This window comes from Pseudomonas libanensis, assembly GCF_001439685.1.
GTDB classification, from domain to species: Bacteria; Pseudomonadota; Gammaproteobacteria; order Pseudomonadales; family Pseudomonadaceae; genus Aquipseudomonas; species Aquipseudomonas libanensis.
In genome coordinates, this window is sequence record NZ_JYLH01000002.1 from 572827 (window position 1) to 589002 (window position 16176).

Consider the following 16176-nt stretch of genomic DNA (forward strand, 5'->3'; position numbering starts at 1 on the left):
AAAAACCCCATGCACTTACGTCTTGCGTTGCCCTGCTTGTCCCTCGCCTTGCTCACCGGCACCGCCCACGCCGCACCGACGCTGTACCTGGGCATGAACGGCGGCACCATGGAACGGGTGTACGCCGACAAGGTGCTGCCCGCCTTCGAAAAGGCCAATAACGTCAAGGTGGTGATCGTGCCCGGCACCTCGTCGGACATCCTCGCCAAGGTCCAGGCCAACCAGGCCAACCCGCAGATGCATGTGATGTTCCTCGACGACGGCATCATGTATCGCGCCATCGCCATGGGCCTGTGCGACAAGCTCGCGCCGAGCCCGACCCTGGCGCAGATCCCGGCCAAGGCCAGGATCAAGGAGCAGGCGGTGGCCGTGACCCTGGGCGTCACCGGCCTGGGCTACAACGCCAGGCTGTTCAAGGAAAAAGGCTGGGCCGCGCCCACCTCGTGGATGGACCTGGCCGACCCGCGTTTCAAGGAAAAAGTGGTGTTCCAGTCCCTGGCCTCCTCCACTTTCGGTCTGCACGGATTCTTGATGTTCAACCGCCTCCAGGGTGGCGATGAAACCAACGTGGAGCCGGGCTTCAAGGCCTGGCCAACCACCGTCGGCCCCAATGTGCTGGAATATATCGCCAGCTCGGCAAAAATCTCCGAGATGGTGCAAACCGATGAAGCCGCAATCTTCCCCCTGACCCCGACCCAGGTCGCCACGCAAAAGCTGCTCGGTGTGCCCATGGAGTACGCACAACCCAAGGAAGGCGCAGTGGTGCTCAACGTCGCCGAATGCGTGATCGCCCGCAACGACCAGCCGGAACTGGCGCAGAAGCTCGCCGCGTTCCTGCTGACCGCCGAAGCCCAGGCCCCGGCGCTGGAAGAAGGCGATCAGATTCCATCGAACCCGACCACGCCCACCACCGACAAGACCCGTGAACGTGTGGAGGCCATGCAGAGTTATTTACAGACGGCGATTTCGATTGATTGGGATCAGGTGAATCAGTCACGGCCGCAGTGGAATGCGCGGTGGAGTCGGTCGATTGAGCGGTAGGCTGCTGGACCTGTGGGAGGGGCGGCGCGATGATTCGACTTGCCCCCTCCCACATTTGGATAGCGGTGTCATCAGTTAGATAACTACAGGCTGTCAGGCCGCCAGCGGGAGCAAGCTCCCTCGGCCAGGTCACCGATTGCCCGGGCCATCTCTTGACTGACCAGACGCTCCCACAGGTCCAGCGACGTAACAAAGTTGTGAAGGCAACCTTGCCTAAAGAGGCACGATGGGCAGCGCGCGCTTGTGCGCGGTCTTGCTGTAGGCGTTCTCTACAATCGTTCTTACGTGCTCACTCACGGGCTCACCCATCAGGTACGCGTCGATGTCGTCATAGGTACAGCCGTAGGCAACTTCGTCCAGCTTGCCCGGCGCCAATTCCTCAAGATCGGCGGTCGGGGCTTTTTTGACCAGGTTGTCGGGGGCGCCCAGCGCGGTGCCAAGCAGGCGTACCTGGGTCTTGGTCAGGCCGGAAAGCGGTGCCAGGTCGCAGGCACCGTCGCCGAATTTGGTGAAGAAGCCCATCAGCGCTTCAGCACCTTGGTCGGTACCGACCACCAGACCGTTTTGCAGATTGGCGACGGCATATTGCGCAATCATCCGCGCGCGCGCCTTGACGTTGCCTTTGATGAAGTCCACGCGCTCGGCATCGACCTCGCCGGCAGGCAAGCTGCTCATCAGGCCATCGACACTGGCGGCGATGTTTAGGGTATCGATCTGGTCCGGCCGTATAAAGTCCAGGGACGCGGTAGCATCGTTCTCGTCAGCCTGGCTCTTGTACGGCAGGCGCATGGCGATAAACCGCGCGGCGTAATCCTGCGAGCGCAGTTGCTCGACCGCCAGCTGGCACAGGCGGCCGGCAACCAGTGAGTCAACGCCACCACTGATGCCCAGCACCAGGGCTTTGCAGCCCGAACTGCGCAAGGTGCGCTTGATGAAGTCGATGCGCCGTTGGATTTCCTTGGCTTCACCTCCCTTCACCAGCTGCCGATTGATATTCAGTTCCTGTGCGATACGGTCCTGCATGTCACACCTCCACATTGCCGACATTGAATACCTGCGCCGCGTACTGCAAAAACGAGGCGTCTTCGCAAACGTTCTTGACCGGGTCATCGGAGAACTTCACCACCGGCTCGCCGTGGACCCGCACCAGTTTCATCACGATGCTCAGCGGCTCCACACCTTGCACGTCACACGCCAGGCTGGTGCCCATGCCAAAGCCGAACCTGGCCTTGCCACGGATGTGACGCAGGATCGGCAGGCATTTTTCGAAGTTCAATCCATCGGAGAACATAAGGTCTTTGGTCATGGGGTCGATGCCAAGTTCCTTGTATCTGGCCAGCACCTTGTCGGCCCAGGCGATGGGGTCACCGGAATCCTGGCGCAGGCCGTCGTAGAGCTTGGCGAAGTACAGGTCGAAGTCCTTGAGGAAAAAATCCGTGCTGATGCAGTCGGTCAGGGCAATGCCCAGGCGGCCACGGTACTCGCGCACCCAGTTTTCCAGCGCGGCATTCTGGCTTTCACGCAGGCGCCCCAGCTGCTGGTGCACCATCAGCCATTGGTGGGCCATGGTACCGATCAGCGGCAGGTCGAACTCGTAGGCCAGGTGCGCGTTGCTGGTGCCGACAAACTGGCCGGGGAAGTCGCGACGCATGATGTCCACCACTTCGCGCTGGGCCTTGAACGACAGGCGCCGACGGGTAGAGAAGTCAGACACGCGCAGGTCGGCCAATTCATCGCGGCTGAGGTTTTTTTCCAGCCAGTCGAATTTCTGGTAGAGCTTGCGGGTGACGTCCTCCAGGGTGACGTCGGGGTATTTGTCACGGTTGCGCAATTCGCTGACCAGGGCCAGGACCGGTTGTTCGAACATGATGCAGTGCAACATCGGGCCGATTACACGGATGTTGAGCTGACCGTCGACCTCACTGACGTGGATATAACGCAGGTTGAAGCGGAACAGGCCAAGGAAGCGCTCGTAGTCCGGGGTGAGGTATTCGCGAAAACGCGGGTTGAACAAAAAGCGCAGCTCACCTTCGCGCATGTGCAGGCCGGCGAGTTTTTCCAGCTCATCGCGCATCTGCGGGATCAGGTGCCCGAGTTTTTCCCTGGAGCGCACGATGAAGTTGTATTCCACATCGACATTGGGGTGCTGGTGCAATACCGCCTGCATCATGGTGAAGGTGTAGTAGTCAGTATCGAGCAGGCCCTGGATCACTGGGGATTGCTTGTCGTAGGCACTTTCCATGGTGGGTCTCCTTAACGCGCGGCCATCGCGGCCAGTTCTTCGCGGGTACTGCTGATAACAGCACCGGCCTTGAGCAACTCGTTCACGGCCTGTACACCGCCCTCCTCACTGATGCTGCGGCAGGCCGGCAGGTGCAGGACGACTTGCAGGCCAGCCTTGAGCAGTTGCAGTGCGGTGGTCTTGACGCAGTAGTCCAGGGCCAGGCCGCCGACGATCACGCGGGCGACGCCCTGGGCCTTGAGGTACTCGATCACCCCGGTGGACAGCTTGTCGTGCAGGTCGTGGTAACAGGCGCCGTAGGGGTGCAGGTCGGGTTCGACGCCTTTCCAGATGAAGTAGTCGTAGTCATAGGGGCTGGGCAACTCGTCGAGCAAGGTGAAGCCCTCGGTGCCCGGCACACAGTGGCTGACCCAGGTGACATCGGCGTGGGCCAGGCCGGTGGGTTGCAGCATCTCGCTGTGCTGCGCTACTACCCAGGGTGCGTGGGGAGTGTGAGCGTCCTTGCTGCCGATGCGATGGCCGGCGAGGCTGGCCATGTAGTTGAGCTCGGCACCGATGCGGTCGCCACCGGCCACCGGCAATTCATTGGGGCACAGCGGCGTGAAGCTTTTCTGGGCGTCGACGTCGAATGAAGCGATAGCGGTTTTGGCAAGGGTCATGGCGATTCTCCGGTGGCCTGGAAACAAAAGTACACGTCATGTACTTTCATAGCAAGAAACATTTGTTTATCTAGGCGGACGTCAGTTCATGACATATCTGTTCGATCCGTTAGACTATGCCGGCCACTGTTGATAAGGACCTGTCATGCCACTTAGCGCCTACCTGCACACCGTCGATCTCTGCGTGCTGTGCTACTGCCGCGCCGCTGCAGAATTGAAGCTGCTGCTGAATAAACGCGAAGCCGAGCCGTTCGCCGGGCATTGGGCACTGCCGGGTGTGGTTGTGAATGGCGACGTGCAAGACCTGAGCCTCAAGGATGCGGTGGAACGCTTGCGCGCCAGTGACAAGGTCGGCCTGGACCTGGCCTGGAGCGAACAGGTGGGCACGGTGGGCGACGCGTTTCGCGACCCGCGCTGCTGGTCTTCGTCGACTTACTACCTGGCAATCGTGGCGGATGAAATGGCGCTGGGCGAGCACCAGGGCTGGTTTTCACTGAGTTCGGTGGCCGATGGCAGTATCAAGCTGCCATTCGATCACAACAGCATCGTGGCGGCCGTGCATGAGCGGCTGTTGTCGAAGTCGCTGTACAGCAACTTGCCGCTGATGTTCCTGGGCCCTGAATTCAGCGCGCCGGAAGCGACCACGATCTTCTCCCTGGTGCTGGCGCGGCCGGTATTGAAGACCAGTATTCGCCAGCGCCTGTTGAAACTCATGGAGGCGGGGTATCTGCGCGAGACGGGGCGCAAGAAGAATGGCGAAGGCGGCCGCCCCCAGGCGACGGTGGAAAATTTGAAGCCTGGGGCGGTTTACTTCTTTGATCGAAGCTTTGCTGACTGACGCGCCTGCAGGAACAGCGAAGGTGGAAACCCGGGGGTGGCTTTAGTTCATCCAGTTGCCACCATCGACGTTGTAGGTCTGGGCCACCACATAGTCGGCCTCCTTCGAAGCCAGGAAAATCGCCATGCCGGTCAGGTCTTCGGCCGTGCCCATCCGCCCAAACGGCACCTCATCCCCTACCCGCTTTTTCTTCTCGCCAGGCGCCAAACCTTCATGCCTGGCGAACAGCGCGTCTACCCCGTCCCAGTGCTCGCCGTCCACCACGCCCGGGGCGATGGCGTTGACGTTGATGCCCTGCTTGATCAGGTTCAGCCCCGCCGATTGCGTCAGGCTGATCACCGCTGCCTTGGTCGCGCAATAGACCGCCACCAACGGCTCGCCACGCCGCCCCGCCTGGCTGGCCATGTTGATGATCTTGCCGCCGTGCCCCTGGCGGATCATCTGCCGGGCGGCGGCCTGCAAGGTGAACAGGGTGCCGGCAACGTTGATCGAGAACAGCCGCTCAAAGCTGTCACGGGTGATGTCGACGATGGGCGCCAGGTCGAACAGTGCCGCATTGTTGATCAGGATATCCAGCTTGCCGGCATGGGCCACCACCGTGGCGATTGCGATGTCGATGCAAGCCTGATCGGTGACGTCCATCGCCACCGCGTAGGCCTGGGGCCCCAGTTCGGCGGCAGTGGCCTGGGCCCGTTGCAGGTTGATGTCGGCAATGGCAACGGTGGCGCCTTCGGCGATGTAGGCCTGGGCAAACGTGCGGCCAATGCCCCGCGCCGATCCGGTGATCAGCGCGCTTTTACCTTCGAGTCGTTTCATCGGGATGTCCTGTCAAAGTGATTTCGGGTAGCCGGCGCGTTTCATCTCGCGTTCGGTGCTGGCCTGCGCCTGCTGCAATGCCTGCTCAACCGACATACCGCCGGTGAGCGCCGCCGAGAACAGCTTGCCAACGGAGGTGCCGATGGCCTGGAACTCGGGGATGGTCACGTACTGGATGCCCACGTACGGCACGGGTTTGGCCGAAGGATGTGCGGGGTCGGCGTGCTTCATCATCTCCAGGGTCACCTGGGCAAACGGTGCGGCCTGCAGGTACGCCGCGCTGTAGGTGGACTGGCGGGTGCCCGGCGGTACGTTGGTGACACCTTCTTTCTCGGCGACCAGTTGGATGTAGGCCTTGGATGTCGCCCAACTGATAAACGCGTTGGCGGCATCCTTGTGCTTGGAGGTGGCCGGGATCGCCAGGGACCAGGCATAGAGCCAGGACGAGCCCTTGTCGGTGACTTCGGTGGGGGCTGCGGCGAAACCTACGCGGTCGGCGACTTTGCTCTGGCTGGTGTCGGTGGTGAAGGAGCCGGCGACGCTGGCGTCCACCCAGATCGCACACTTGCCGCTGTTGAACAGCGCCAGGGTTTCGTTAAAGCCGTTGCTGGAAGCGCCCGGCGGACCGTATTGCTTGAGGGTGTTGACGTAGAAGTTGGCGGCCGCGGTCCATTCGGGGCTGGTCAGCTCAGGCTTCCACTGCTCGTCGAACCAGCGCGCGCCAAACGCATTGGCCATGGTGCTGAGCAATGCGATGTTTTCGCCCCAACCGGCCTTGCCACGCAGGCACAGGCCGTACTGGTCTTTGTCCTTGGCGGTGAGTTTGGCAGCGAATTCACCCAGTTCGGTCCAGGTCGGATGTGAGGGCATGCTCAGGCCGGCTTGCTTGAACAGGTCGGTGCGGTAGTAGGTGACGGTGCTTTCGCCGTAGAACGGCAAGGCATACAGGGTATTGTTGACGGACAGGCCCTGGCGTACCGAGGGGAAGATATCCTCGATGTCATAGTCGGCCGGTAGTTGGGTCAGCGGCTCCAGCCAGTGCTTGGCGCCCCACAATGGGGTTTCGTAGGTGCCGATGGTGAGCACGTCGAACTGCCCGCCCTGGGTGGCGATATCGGTGGTGAGGCGCTGGCGCAGCACATTTTCTTCCAGCACCACCCACTTGAGCTGGATATCCGGGTGCTGCGTTTCGAACACCTTGGATAGACGTTGCATACGGATCATGTCGCTGTTGTTGACCGTGGCGATGGTGACGGTTTCAGCGGCATGGCTGGGTATGGCCAGGGCCAGGCCGGTCAGCAGGAACAATGCTTGCGGTAGCTTGAGCATGGCGGTTTCCACCTGTTGTTTTTGTTGTCGAGCCCCGATTACAGCAGCTTGGCCTGGCCCTCACAAACGCCTGGCGAATCCGCGCCTGATACTTTTTTAACCCCGTGGCCAGGAGCAAAAAAGTATCAGTGCCAAGTGAAACCGGGAGTAGCGCGCTGATTGCCAGTGCGCGTATTTTTAAGGCCATTGCATACCTACAAGAGGCATCAGCATGCCCGTCAGTCGCGCCCAACTGTTTGAGCACCGCCCTGCCGAACTCGAAGTGATCCTGCCCGAACCGCAGCATTGCTTTCGCTGGTTCGAACATGACTATCCCTATGAGCTGGCGCGCTGGAACCATCACCCCGAATTTGAAATCCACTTGATCCGCCAAGGCAGCGGCAAGCTGGTGGCGGGTGACTATATCGGTGCCTTCAGCGCCGGGCACGTCGCGCTGATCGGCCCTGACCTGCCCCACGACTGGATCGGCGACCTGGCCCCCGGCGAATACCTGAGTGGCCGCGATGTGGTGCTGCAATTCGACGGCGCCGCCCTCCTCGCCCTGCGCAAGGCCCTGCCGGAACTTGGTGATTTACAGCCGCTGTTTGAACAGGCCCGACGTGGCATTGAATTCACCGGTGAGGCGGCGGTTAACGCCGCCAGGCTGATGGAAGCCATCGGCAGCGCCCATGGCCTGCAACGCCTGATTCTGTTCCTGCAACTGCTCGATATCCTCCAACATGCCCCGCCCTCACAGGCCAAGGCCCTGGCCAGCCCATGCTATGCACCGACCCTGGATGCGCGCAGTGCCGAACGCATCAACCAAGCCTTCGATTACCTGATGCGCGAACTGACGGGCGATGTGCGCCTGTCGGACATTGCCCGGCAACTGGAGATGAGCGAACCGGGCTTCTCACGCTTTTTCAAGCGCAATACCGGCCACGGCTTTATCGACCTGATGCGCAAATTCCGCGTGCAGCGTGCCTGTCGGTTGTTGTTGCAAAGCCAGATGTCAGTGGCGGATATCTGCTTTGAAGTGGGCTACGCCAACCTGTCCAATTTCAACCGCCACTTTCGCATCGAAATGCACCAGACGCCGAGCGAATACCGGCGGCAGACTGCCCTGCATCTATTCAATCCCATCGCCAAGGTCTGAGCCTGTTGGTTTTCTGACCAAATCGTCGGCTAATTCGCGTTTTTTCTAAACAGTTCAAGCCATTGAGGCAAGTTGGTACAGCCTGTGCAAACGTTTGCGGAACGAACTTGCGCACCAAGTTCACCCTACCCGGCAAATCGGGCTCCAACCGCGTACGAATAAGGATTTTCAATGCACCCCACCTCAAGGCCCCGCGCTTGCTTTGGTGTTTCCTTGCTACTGGCCGCCGTTACGGGAGTACTCAGTGCACCCATTTTGGCGCAGGAAAAGCCCGTCGATGACTCAGCACAGGGCGAAGCCCTCAGCCCAGAAGCCAATCCCCCGGCAAAAAAAGGCGTTTATCTGTCGGAGTGGTTCAACCAGGACCTGACGCTGATCGGCAGCAAAGACATCAGCTTCGGCCCCAAGCCCCAGGACGACGTTTACCTGGAATACGAGTACTTCGGGCGCAAAGGGCCCTTTGAGTTGTACGGTTATATCGACGTACCGAAGATCCTCACCATCGGTAACAGCAATGACAAAGGCGTGTGGGACCATGGCTCGCCGGTGTTCATGGAGCATGAACCGCGGATCTCCATCGACTACCTCGCGGGCCGCAGCCTGGCGATTGGCCCGTTCAAGGAATGGTATGTGGCCTTTGACTGGATCTACGACCATGGCAGCAACAAGGAAAACCGCGCCAACACCCTGTACAGCGGCCTGGGCACCGATATCGAGACCCACTCGCGGGTCAACCTGTCGGCCAACTTTTATGGGCGCTATCAGTGGGAAAACTATGGCGCCAGCAACGAATACTCCTGGGACGGCTACCGTGCGCAAATGAAGTACATCGTGCCCATCGGCAAGTTCGACAATGGTGCTTCGCTCACTTATATCGGTTTTACCAACTACGATTTCGGTTCCGACCTGCACAAGGACAACCCGGCGCGCACCGCTAATTCCCTGGTGGCCACCAACGTGCTGCTGTACTCATTCACTCACCTGCGTTTTACCTTGGTGGGGCGTTACTTTCATAACGGCGGTAACTGGGAGGACGGCAGCGAGTTGAATTTCGGCGAAGGCAACTTCCGCGCTCGCTCCGACGGCTGGGGTTACTACGCCGGCGTGGGCTACCAATTTTGATCAAGGAGCTATAGATGAAAGCACTTACCCGTGTCTCGCTGGCCGTCGGCCTGGCACTGTTGCCCCACGTGGTGCTGGCGGATAACCCGGCGCCGATCAAGCCCAAGGTGATGTTGATCGCGATGTTCGCCCCCGAGGCGCAAACCTGGATCGACCGCCTGGAACTCAAGCAAGAAGTGCGCGTGCCGGGCTTGTCTGCCGACTATCCGGTGATTCGCTGCAACACCCAGGAGGTGTGCCTGCTGGTGACCGGCATGGGCCAGACCAATGCTGCCGCGTCGACCCTGGCCCTGGCCCTGTCACCCAAGTTCGACCTGCGCCAGAGCTACTTCCTGATCGCCGGGATTGCCGGCATCAGCCCCAAGCACGGCACCATCGGCACTGCAGCCTGGGCTCATTACCTGGTGGAGTTTGGCACCCAGTGGGAGCTTGATTCCCGGGATGCGCCCAAGGATTGGCCAACCGGTTATATCGGTATCAACGCCAAGGGCCCCAACGAAAAACCACCATTGGACTACAAGACCGAAGTGTTCGAGCTCAACCCCAAGCTGCAAGCCAAGGCCTTTGCCTTGTCGCACCAGGTGGAGCTGACGGAAAGCAAGGAATCGGCCGCCTGGCGCAAACACTACCCTGCCGCTCCGGCCAACCAGCCACCACAAGTCACGCGCTGCGACACCCTGGCGGGCAACACTTGGTTTTCCGGCACACGCTTGAGCGAACGCGCCGAAGTCTGGACCAAATTGCTCACCGACAATAAAGGCGAGTACTGCACCACCCAACAGGAAGACAACTCCACCTATGAAGCGCTGCTGCGTGCCAGCCGCGAAGGCTTGGTGGATATCCAGCGCCTGGCCGTGGTGCGCGCGGGCTCCGACTTTGACCGGCCTTACCCGGGTTACAGCGAGGTAGACAACCTGCTCAAGTATGCGGACCAGGGCGGCTTTGTACCGGCGCTGGAAAACCTGTATCGCACGGGCAATCCGTTGGTCCAGGCGATTGTGAAGGATTGGTCGACGTGGGAAAAAGGCGTACCTGAGACCAAGTAAAGATCTGAATGTGGGAGCAAGCCCCCTCCCACATTTGATACGGTTTGACTCACCGCCGACAAGCGAACTGTTTTAACGCACCCTGCAGGCACCGGGTTGCCCGGGCCTGCAGGTCGAACACCTCAGGTGTGGGCCGACTTGGCGCACTCGCAGCCCGTCGCGGCGGCGCAAGGCTCACCGTGGGCATGGTGCTCGGCACAGCCCTGGCAGCAATAGCCTTTACCGTCCCTCATGATCGCATCGCTGCCCAGTACGCATTTGCAGTGTGGGCAAGCACAGGTTTGATCTGGCATGGTCAGACTCCTTTTTCATGGTCGTCGCGATGCGGCGAACACCGCACCTTAAGCAGTGACTGCGCACACGACGCCAAGGTTCAGCGCCATCAGTCGGCCGCCCGGGTATTGCTGCGATACATGAACACCAGCGCCAGCGCCAGGCAGAGCATCGCCACGATGCGGCTGCCCGATAACTCGATGGCCGGGTTGCCCAACCAGCCGAAGTTGTCGATCAGCATGCCCATGCCCAACTGCCCGACAATCACCGCCACCGTGGCGACAGCCGTGCCGACCACCGGCACCGCGCCGACCATCACCAGCATGTACACCACACCGAACAAGGCACCGGTCAATTGCCATTTCGGCACGTCCAGCAGGCTGACGGCCTGTGCCGGCTCGAAGAAAAATATCAACAACGCCGTGATGAGCGCGCCAACGGCAAAGGTCAGCAGGCTGCTGCGCAACACCCCGACTGTCTGGCCCAGGCACCCATTGATCGCGGCCTGCACGCTCAACACCGCCCCTGCAGCAATCACCACCACCAATAACAGAATCAGATTCATCGTCTTACCCTCGTGCAATCAGGACCAATGCCGCCACAATCAACGCCAGCGCGATCCAGCGCTCGCCATTGACGCGCTTGCGTGCCGTGCCGAACCAGCCGAAGTGGTCGATCAACACACTCTTGCCCACCTGGCCCGACAGGATCGCAATCATGGTCATGGCGATACCGATGTGGGGCGTGGCGAGTGTCAGCACCACCACATACATCGGCCCCAAAAACCCGCCGATCAACTGCCAGCGTGGCAGTTGGGTGAATGCCGGGCCCTGCTGCGGGCCGCTGAACAGCAGCAGCAGAAGCAGGATCGCCGTGCCGACGCCGAAGATGCTCAAGGTCGCCCACAAATGCCCGACCTGCGCGCCCAACGGCCCAAGCAACCCGGCCTCCACGGACAGCCCCATGCCCGCCAGGATCACCAACGGCAATAACAGCAGCCGTAGGAGGTTTTTATTCGGCCTGGCCTGCGCCATGCCCTCGATAGTGCGTGCCTGCATACATCACCTGCGTATCAAGAAAAGAAACATGGCGTGCATTATCCGGTGGCCGCCCTGTGCGATAAATGGGAGTATACGGACAACACCTTTGCGCAATACGCACAGCCTGGAGGCATGATGCAGGGCTTGAATGAACTGAGCTTCAAGGCGCTGCGCCTGTTCGTGGCCGTGCTGGACCATGGCAGCTTTTCCGAAGTGGCCCGCCGCGAGGGCCTGGCGCCCTCCTCCATTTCGCGGCAGATCCAACTGATGGAACAGGCCCTCGGCCAGCAATTACTGTATCGCCATACCCGCGCCGTGAGCCCCACCGAAGCCGGACGCCTGCTCGGTCGGCACGCGCGCCTGGTGCTGGAGCAGTTGGAAATGGCGAATCAGGCCCTGCAGGAACAGGACAGCGAGCCCAGCGGGCTGGTGCGGATCAACGCGCCGATGGTATTCGGCCAGCGCCACCTGTCTCCCTGGCTGGGCGCTTTGTGCCGGCGCTACCCAAAGCTGCAACTGGATATCCAGCAAACCGACACCTTCGTCGACCCGCTGCAAGATGGCACCGACCTGTTGTTCCGCATTGGCGTGCTCAATGATTCCGGCATGCAGGCACGCATCTTCGCGCCCCAGCGCTTTCGCATCGCCGCCAGCCCCGCCTACCTGGCGCAACACGGCACGCCGCGCCACCCCGACGAACTGGCCCACCACCAATGCCTGGCCTACAAAGGCATCACCGGCCAGCAACGCTGGTTCTTCCGCCACGGCCAGGGCGACTGGACACCCTACAGCGTCAAGGGCCCGATCACCGGCAACCACGCCGACACCCTGACCCACGCCGCCGAACAGGGCCTGGGGCTGGTGGTGTTTCCTTCCTGGTTGATTGGCGAAAGCCTGCGCGCCGGCGCCTTGCAAGCCGTGCTGACCGACTATGAAGTCGCGACGACCCTGGAGCCTCAGCAGATTGCTGCTTTGTGGCCGGGCAGCCGGAGGTTGTCGTTGAAGGTACGTACGGTGATTGATTATTTCGTGGAGTGTTTTGGGGCGGTGCCGTATTGGGATCGGTGACCCCTGGTACGCTCCAGACACGCTACTGGTGAGGGAAATTTCCTCGTAGGAAAAGTAGGCGCGTTCTGATTTTACGGGCCAGTATTTTTAGGCGCGGCGCGTTGGGGCAGACTTTGGCAACGTTCGCTTCCGAGGTTCCACCATGAACACTTCGTGTCCGACATTGACTGTCTCACTAAGCCGGGCAAAAGCCGACTTTTTGAAACTGGTTCAGCAGGCCAACGCTGGCCAGGTCATCACTATCACCAAGCATGGCTTGGCATTTGCCCAGCTGGTGACTGCGCGAAAGGCGCCTGGACGCCGAATAGGCGCGATGAAAGGGAAACTGATCATTCCTGATGACTTTGACGAGCCGCTTTCTGACAGCCTGCTGCAGGCATTCGAGAAAAAGCACCTGCCCGCCGCCTCACTCAAAACAACCACTGCCCAATCAACCACGCATTCGCCCCACTGATCACCGCGAACAGAAACCACGCCAACAGCCGCGTGGGCAGCCGGTTGACGAACGGCCCCATCAACTGTTTATCACCGGTCATGCGAATCAGCGGGTAGAGCGCAAAGGGCAACTGCAGGCTCAGGACCACCTGGCTGAGGATCAGCAGCTTGCCGATGGCATCGTCACCCATCAGCCACACGCCGAGGAACGCCGGGATCAGCGCCAGCCCGCGGGTAATCAGGCGTCGTTGCCAGCAGGGTATGCGCAGGTTCAGGTAGCCCTCCATGATCACTTGCCCGGCAATCGTCCCGGTAAAGGTCGAGCTCTGGCCCGAGGCCAGCAAGGCGATACCGAACAGGATGCTGGCAAAGGCGCCGCCTACGAGCGGGTCGAGCAGGTGGTAGGCGTCCTGGATTTCCACCACATCGGTATGGCCGCTCTTGTAGAACGCCGCCGCAGCCAGCACCAGGATCGCCGCGTTGACCAGCAAGGCCAGGGCCAGGGAGCCGATGGTGTCGATACGCGCCAGCTTGACCGCATCCTGTTTGCTGGCCAGGTCCTTGCCGACCAGGCGGGTTTGCACGATGGAGGTGTGCAGGTAGAGGTTATGGGGCATAACCGTCGCACCGAGAATGCCAATGGCCAGGTACAACGGCGCAGCGTCGCTGATGGCCGACAATGACGGGGTGAAACCGCTGAGCACATCGGGCCAAGAGGGTTTGATCAGTACCAGCTCGATAAAGAAACACACGCCGATGGTCGCCACCAGCGCCAGCATGATCGCTTCCAGGCGGCGAAAGCCGCGATTTTGCAGGGCCAGGATCAGCAGCGTATCAAAGGCTGTTATGACGATGCCGGTGGTCAGCGACACACCAAGCAGCAGGTGAAACGCCAGGGCGCAACCGAGCACTTCGGCAAGGTCGGTTGCGATAATGGAAATTTCCGCCAACAGCCATTGGGTGCGTGATGAACGCTTGCTGTAACGCTCACGGCACAGTTGCGCCAGGTCTTTGCCGGTGGCGATACCCAGGCGCGAGCACAGGCATTGCACCGCCATGCCCGCCAGGCTGGCCAGCAGCACCACAAACAACAGGCTGTAGCCGTAGCGAGACCCGGCTTCGATGGCGGTCGCCCAGTTGCCAGGGTCCATGTAGCCGATGGAGATCAACAGGCCGGGGCCGGCGAACATCAGCATCCGTTTGAAAAACGATGCCTTGGGGTCGACGATGACGGAGCCGGCCACTTCCGGCGGGCAGAACGGGGCGGTAGCGATTTTCGGCAGGCTGAATTTCACGCGGTATTCCAGGCAAATACACAAGACTTGGGCAGCAGCTTATCAGTCGGACGCGACCGTGCGCATCACCGTATCCCGCGGCAAGTCGAACGCCTCCACCACCTGCACCACCAGGTCCAGCTCCTGGTTCAGTGCTTCGCGCTCCATGCGCTGGCGAATCACGCCGATCACCAACACCGCCAAGGTGGTGATCGAATATGCCGGGCCGGAAAACGCCCGGACGCCGCTGACCAGCAGCATCGCCGCGGCCAGCGCCTGGCCCACCAACGGAATTGCCGTGGCCGCACCCCGGCGCAGGATAAACCCGGTCAGCCCTGCCAGCGCGGTGCCGCTCAAGGCGGTGGTGGCCGAGCGGCCCACATCGAAGCGGGTGAACAGGCCCTGCTCTTTTTGCGCAGCAGCCTTGAGCTCGGCATCGAACGCCTGGCGATCGGCGCGGCTGAGCTTGTCCTTGTACTGCTCGATGAGCTTTTCTGCGACCTGCCCTTCGATATCCGCCAGCGCCACGCTTTCAAGCGCTGCGTCGAACTTGATGCCCAAGCGTTGCGCCACATCTTCGGCAATCTGGCGATAGCCCACGCCATGGCCACGGGCCAGGTTCATAAAGCTGTCGCCGCCCATGCGTTGCAACTCGATGGCCAGCTTCAACGGCTCGCGCACGCTGGCGTCAATCGAGGCACTGCGCTTTTGCGCCATCAGCTCGGCAAGAAACTTCAACTCATCCGGCCGCGCCTGCACCAGTGCCGGGAACAGGTCCCCATCCTCCTCGGCAAAACGCACTTCACTGCTGCGCAGGTCGGCGCGGATCAGGCCACGGCGTTCCTGCAGCAGGTCGGTGTACTGCACCACCGTCTTCAACTGCGGCCAGTAGGCGGCATGATCGAAGCTGGCCAGGTGCACATTGGTGACCTTGGTCTTCAATGCAGGCGTTACGTCAATGGCATAACGGCCGATGCACCGTTCGGTATCCGGCTTCATCGCCAACGCCCAGTCCTTGCTCGAATGACAGTTGATCAGCCGGCCCTTGAGCGGTGCCGACACGTCATCCCAAGGGCTCGACGTACAGATCGCCCCGCCCATCAGCAACAGGTTATTCAACGGCAATTCACGGGCAACCTCGGGGCTGGCCAGCAGACTCTTGACCAGGATACGTGCACCCAGGGAATGGCCGATCAGGTTGATGCGTCGCACCGGCAGCGACTCGGCGTGCAGGAAACCGGCCAGTTCAGGCAACAAGGTCTTGGCCACTTCATCGACCCGCGCCTCGACACTTTTGTAATGGTCAAGAAAATACGCAATCGCCTTGCCCACCCCCACCGTGGCCGCACCCAGGCCGCCACCGCCGAGCATCGAGGTGATCACATCCTTGAACGGTGCGAACAGGTTTTCCAGGAAATGCCCCGCCGGCCAGAACAGCATCAGGTTGGTCGAGCCTTCGATACCTGCCAGTTGTGCCTTGAAATTGCCCAATTGCTGGCGGTTGAAGAAGGCCGAGTAACCGTGAACATAGAGATTGAGCACATCCCCCTGGGGCTCGCCACACAGGACAAACGTGGGCTTGCGGGTGCGGTGCATTTCATCCCACTGGTGTTGCATGGGCCGGTGACTCCTGGTGGCAAGGGAGGGCGATAGTAACAAACCGAGCCGAGGAGGAAGGTGAATCCTGACCAGCGTTCGGCCCCATCAGAACAAGGGTGCCGCCTTGGACCTGCCCAGGCAGCGCGCTGGAGAGTCTCCCAGATTACGATGGAACACCGCGGTAAATGCGCTGAAAGAGTGATCGTGCATGACGATAGATAGTCATGTCAGGAATCTGGAACTTTGACTGTCTCACTAT

Annotated in this window: 17 protein-coding genes; 7 read left to right on the top strand and 10 right to left on the bottom strand. The window is 60.8% G+C overall.

Annotated features, from left to right (window positions below; translation table 11 throughout):
* Positions 1 to 9: 9 nt before the first annotated feature.
* Complete coding sequence (locus TU73_RS05045) at positions 10 to 1041, top strand: ABC transporter substrate-binding protein (RefSeq protein WP_057011259.1); 1032 nt, start codon at positions 10 to 12, stop codon at positions 1039 to 1041.
* Positions 1042 to 1254: 213 nt separating this feature from the next.
* Here TU73_RS05045 and nadE read toward each other — a convergent pair whose 3' ends face one another.
* The 3 genes from nadE to TU73_RS05060 are packed head-to-tail and all read right to left on the bottom strand — an operon-like array spanning position 1255 to position 3942.
* Complete coding sequence (gene nadE, locus TU73_RS05050) at positions 1255 to 2064, bottom strand: ammonia-dependent NAD(+) synthetase (protein ID WP_057011260.1); 810 nt, start codon at positions 2062 to 2064, stop codon at positions 1255 to 1257.
* Between the two features lies 1 nt (position 2065).
* Positions 2066 to 3283, bottom strand: coding sequence for a nicotinate phosphoribosyltransferase (pncB, locus tag TU73_RS05055; RefSeq protein ID WP_057011261.1), 1218 nt, complete (start codon positions 3281 to 3283; stop codon positions 2066 to 2068).
* 11 nt (positions 3284 to 3294) lie between these two features.
* Positions 3295 to 3942 carry a nicotinamidase gene (locus TU73_RS05060; RefSeq protein WP_057011262.1) on the bottom strand — a complete coding sequence of 216 codons (648 nt, stop codon included), beginning with the start codon at positions 3940 to 3942 and terminating at the stop codon, positions 3295 to 3297.
* Positions 3943 to 4087: 145 nt separating this feature from the next.
* Here TU73_RS05060 and TU73_RS05065 point away from each other — a divergent pair, with 145 nt between their 5' ends.
* Positions 4088 to 4780 carry an NUDIX hydrolase gene (locus TU73_RS05065; RefSeq protein ID WP_057011263.1) on the top strand — a complete coding sequence of 231 codons (693 nt, stop codon included), beginning with the start codon at positions 4088 to 4090 and terminating at the stop codon, positions 4778 to 4780.
* 42 nt (positions 4781 to 4822) lie between these two features.
* Here the strand turns inward: TU73_RS05065 and TU73_RS05070 are convergent, their stop codons facing one another.
* Positions 4823 to 5596 carry an L-iditol 2-dehydrogenase gene (locus TU73_RS05070; protein ID WP_057011264.1) on the bottom strand — a complete coding sequence of 258 codons (774 nt, stop codon included), beginning with the start codon at positions 5594 to 5596 and terminating at the stop codon, positions 4823 to 4825.
* 12 nt (positions 5597 to 5608) lie between these two features.
* Positions 5609 to 6925 (bottom strand): ABC transporter substrate-binding protein, encoded by a 1317-nt coding sequence (locus tag TU73_RS05075; RefSeq protein ID WP_057011265.1) that lies wholly within the window; start codon positions 6923 to 6925, stop codon positions 5609 to 5611.
* Between the two features lie 211 nt (positions 6926 to 7136).
* Between TU73_RS05075 and TU73_RS05080 the strand changes: the two genes are divergently transcribed.
* From TU73_RS05080 to TU73_RS05090, 3 genes are all read left to right on the top strand, one after another.
* Positions 7137 to 8060 (top strand): AraC family transcriptional regulator, encoded by a 924-nt coding sequence (locus TU73_RS05080; RefSeq protein ID WP_057011266.1) that lies wholly within the window; start codon positions 7137 to 7139, stop codon positions 8058 to 8060.
* A gap of 171 nt (positions 8061 to 8231) precedes the next feature.
* On the top strand, positions 8232 to 9182 hold the full coding sequence (locus TU73_RS05085; protein ID WP_057011267.1) for a nucleoside-specific channel-forming protein Tsx: 951 nt from the start codon (positions 8232 to 8234) through the stop codon (positions 9180 to 9182).
* A 14-nt stretch (positions 9183 to 9196) separates the two neighbouring features.
* Positions 9197 to 10228 carry a purine-nucleoside phosphorylase gene (locus TU73_RS05090; RefSeq protein WP_057011268.1) on the top strand — a complete coding sequence of 344 codons (1032 nt, stop codon included), beginning with the start codon at positions 9197 to 9199 and terminating at the stop codon, positions 10226 to 10228.
* Between the two features lie 122 nt (positions 10229 to 10350).
* Here the strand turns inward: TU73_RS05090 and TU73_RS28045 are convergent, their stop codons facing one another.
* From TU73_RS28045 to TU73_RS05100, 3 genes are all read right to left on the bottom strand, one after another.
* Positions 10351 to 10521 carry a metallothionein gene (locus TU73_RS28045; RefSeq protein ID WP_082642544.1) on the bottom strand — a complete coding sequence of 57 codons (171 nt, stop codon included), beginning with the start codon at positions 10519 to 10521 and terminating at the stop codon, positions 10351 to 10353.
* A gap of 89 nt (positions 10522 to 10610) precedes the next feature.
* Positions 10611 to 11066: a DMT family transporter gene (locus tag TU73_RS05095; protein ID WP_057011269.1), complete on the bottom strand. Its 456-nt coding sequence runs from the start codon at positions 11064 to 11066 to the stop codon at positions 10611 to 10613.
* 4 nt (positions 11067 to 11070) lie between these two features.
* On the bottom strand, positions 11071 to 11559 hold the full coding sequence (locus tag TU73_RS05100) for a DMT family transporter (protein ID WP_046072207.1): 489 nt from the start codon (positions 11557 to 11559) through the stop codon (positions 11071 to 11073).
* Between the two features lie 117 nt (positions 11560 to 11676).
* On the opposite strand from TU73_RS05100, the gene TU73_RS05105 reads away from it, so the two are divergent.
* Together TU73_RS05105 and TU73_RS28050 are read left to right on the top strand one after the other, a co-directional pair.
* Positions 11677 to 12609 (top strand): LysR family transcriptional regulator, encoded by a 933-nt coding sequence (locus TU73_RS05105; RefSeq protein WP_057011334.1) that lies wholly within the window; start codon positions 11677 to 11679, stop codon positions 12607 to 12609.
* A gap of 142 nt (positions 12610 to 12751) precedes the next feature.
* The gene (locus TU73_RS28050) at positions 12752 to 13063 is read left to right on the top strand and encodes a type II toxin-antitoxin system Phd/YefM family antitoxin (protein WP_082642545.1); all 312 of its coding nucleotides are present in this window, start codon (positions 12752 to 12754) and stop codon (positions 13061 to 13063) included.
* On the opposite strand, the gene TU73_RS05115 is transcribed toward TU73_RS28050, so the two are convergent.
* Positions 13020 to 14339 (bottom strand): Nramp family divalent metal transporter, encoded by a 1320-nt coding sequence (locus tag TU73_RS05115; RefSeq protein WP_057011271.1) that lies wholly within the window; start codon positions 14337 to 14339, stop codon positions 13020 to 13022. The two genes, TU73_RS28050 and TU73_RS05115, sit on opposite strands and share 44 nt — an antisense overlap.
* A gap of 42 nt (positions 14340 to 14381) precedes the next feature.
* Positions 14382 to 15935 (bottom strand): DUF726 domain-containing protein, encoded by a 1554-nt coding sequence (locus TU73_RS05120; RefSeq protein WP_057011272.1) that lies wholly within the window; start codon positions 15933 to 15935, stop codon positions 14382 to 14384.
* Between the last annotated feature and the right edge of the window lie 241 nt (positions 15936 to 16176).

Excerpts from the sequence above, each read along its gene's own strand:
- TU73_RS05075 (WP_057011265.1), bottom strand. The coding sequence starts at position 6,925 with ATGCTCAAGCTACCGCAAGCATTGTTCCTGCTGACCGGCCTGGCCCTG.
- TU73_RS05100 (WP_046072207.1), bottom strand. The coding sequence starts at position 11,559 with ATGCAGGCACGCACTATCGAGGGCATGGCGCAGGCCAGGCCGAATAAA.
- nadE (WP_057011260.1), bottom strand. The coding sequence starts at position 2,064 with ATGCAGGACCGTATCGCACAGGAACTGAATATCAATCGGCAGCTGGTG.
- TU73_RS05105 (WP_057011334.1), top strand. The coding sequence starts at position 11,677 with ATGCAGGGCTTGAATGAACTGAGCTTCAAGGCGCTGCGCCTGTTCGTG.
- TU73_RS05045 (WP_057011259.1), top strand. The coding sequence starts at position 10 with ATGCACTTACGTCTTGCGTTGCCCTGCTTGTCCCTCGCCTTGCTCACC.
- TU73_RS28050 (WP_082642545.1), top strand. The coding sequence starts at position 12,752 with ATGAACACTTCGTGTCCGACATTGACTGTCTCACTAAGCCGGGCAAAA.
- pncB (WP_057011261.1), bottom strand. The coding sequence starts at position 3,283 with ATGGAAAGTGCCTACGACAAGCAATCCCCAGTGATCCAGGGCCTGCTC.
- TU73_RS05090 (WP_057011268.1), top strand. The coding sequence starts at position 9,197 with ATGAAAGCACTTACCCGTGTCTCGCTGGCCGTCGGCCTGGCACTGTTG.
- TU73_RS05065 (WP_057011263.1), top strand. The coding sequence starts at position 4,088 with ATGCCACTTAGCGCCTACCTGCACACCGTCGATCTCTGCGTGCTGTGC.
- TU73_RS05120 (WP_057011272.1), bottom strand. The coding sequence starts at position 15,935 with ATGCAACACCAGTGGGATGAAATGCACCGCACCCGCAAGCCCACGTTT.
- TU73_RS05095 (WP_057011269.1), bottom strand. The coding sequence starts at position 11,066 with ATGAATCTGATTCTGTTATTGGTGGTGGTGATTGCTGCAGGGGCGGTG.
- TU73_RS05070 (WP_057011264.1), bottom strand. The coding sequence starts at position 5,596 with ATGAAACGACTCGAAGGTAAAAGCGCGCTGATCACCGGATCGGCGCGG.
- TU73_RS05080 (WP_057011266.1), top strand. The coding sequence starts at position 7,137 with ATGCCCGTCAGTCGCGCCCAACTGTTTGAGCACCGCCCTGCCGAACTC.
- TU73_RS05085 (WP_057011267.1), top strand. The coding sequence starts at position 8,232 with ATGCACCCCACCTCAAGGCCCCGCGCTTGCTTTGGTGTTTCCTTGCTA.
- TU73_RS05060 (WP_057011262.1), bottom strand. The coding sequence starts at position 3,942 with ATGACCCTTGCCAAAACCGCTATCGCTTCATTCGACGTCGACGCCCAG.
- TU73_RS28045 (WP_082642544.1), bottom strand. The coding sequence starts at position 10,521 with ATGCCAGATCAAACCTGTGCTTGCCCACACTGCAAATGCGTACTGGGC.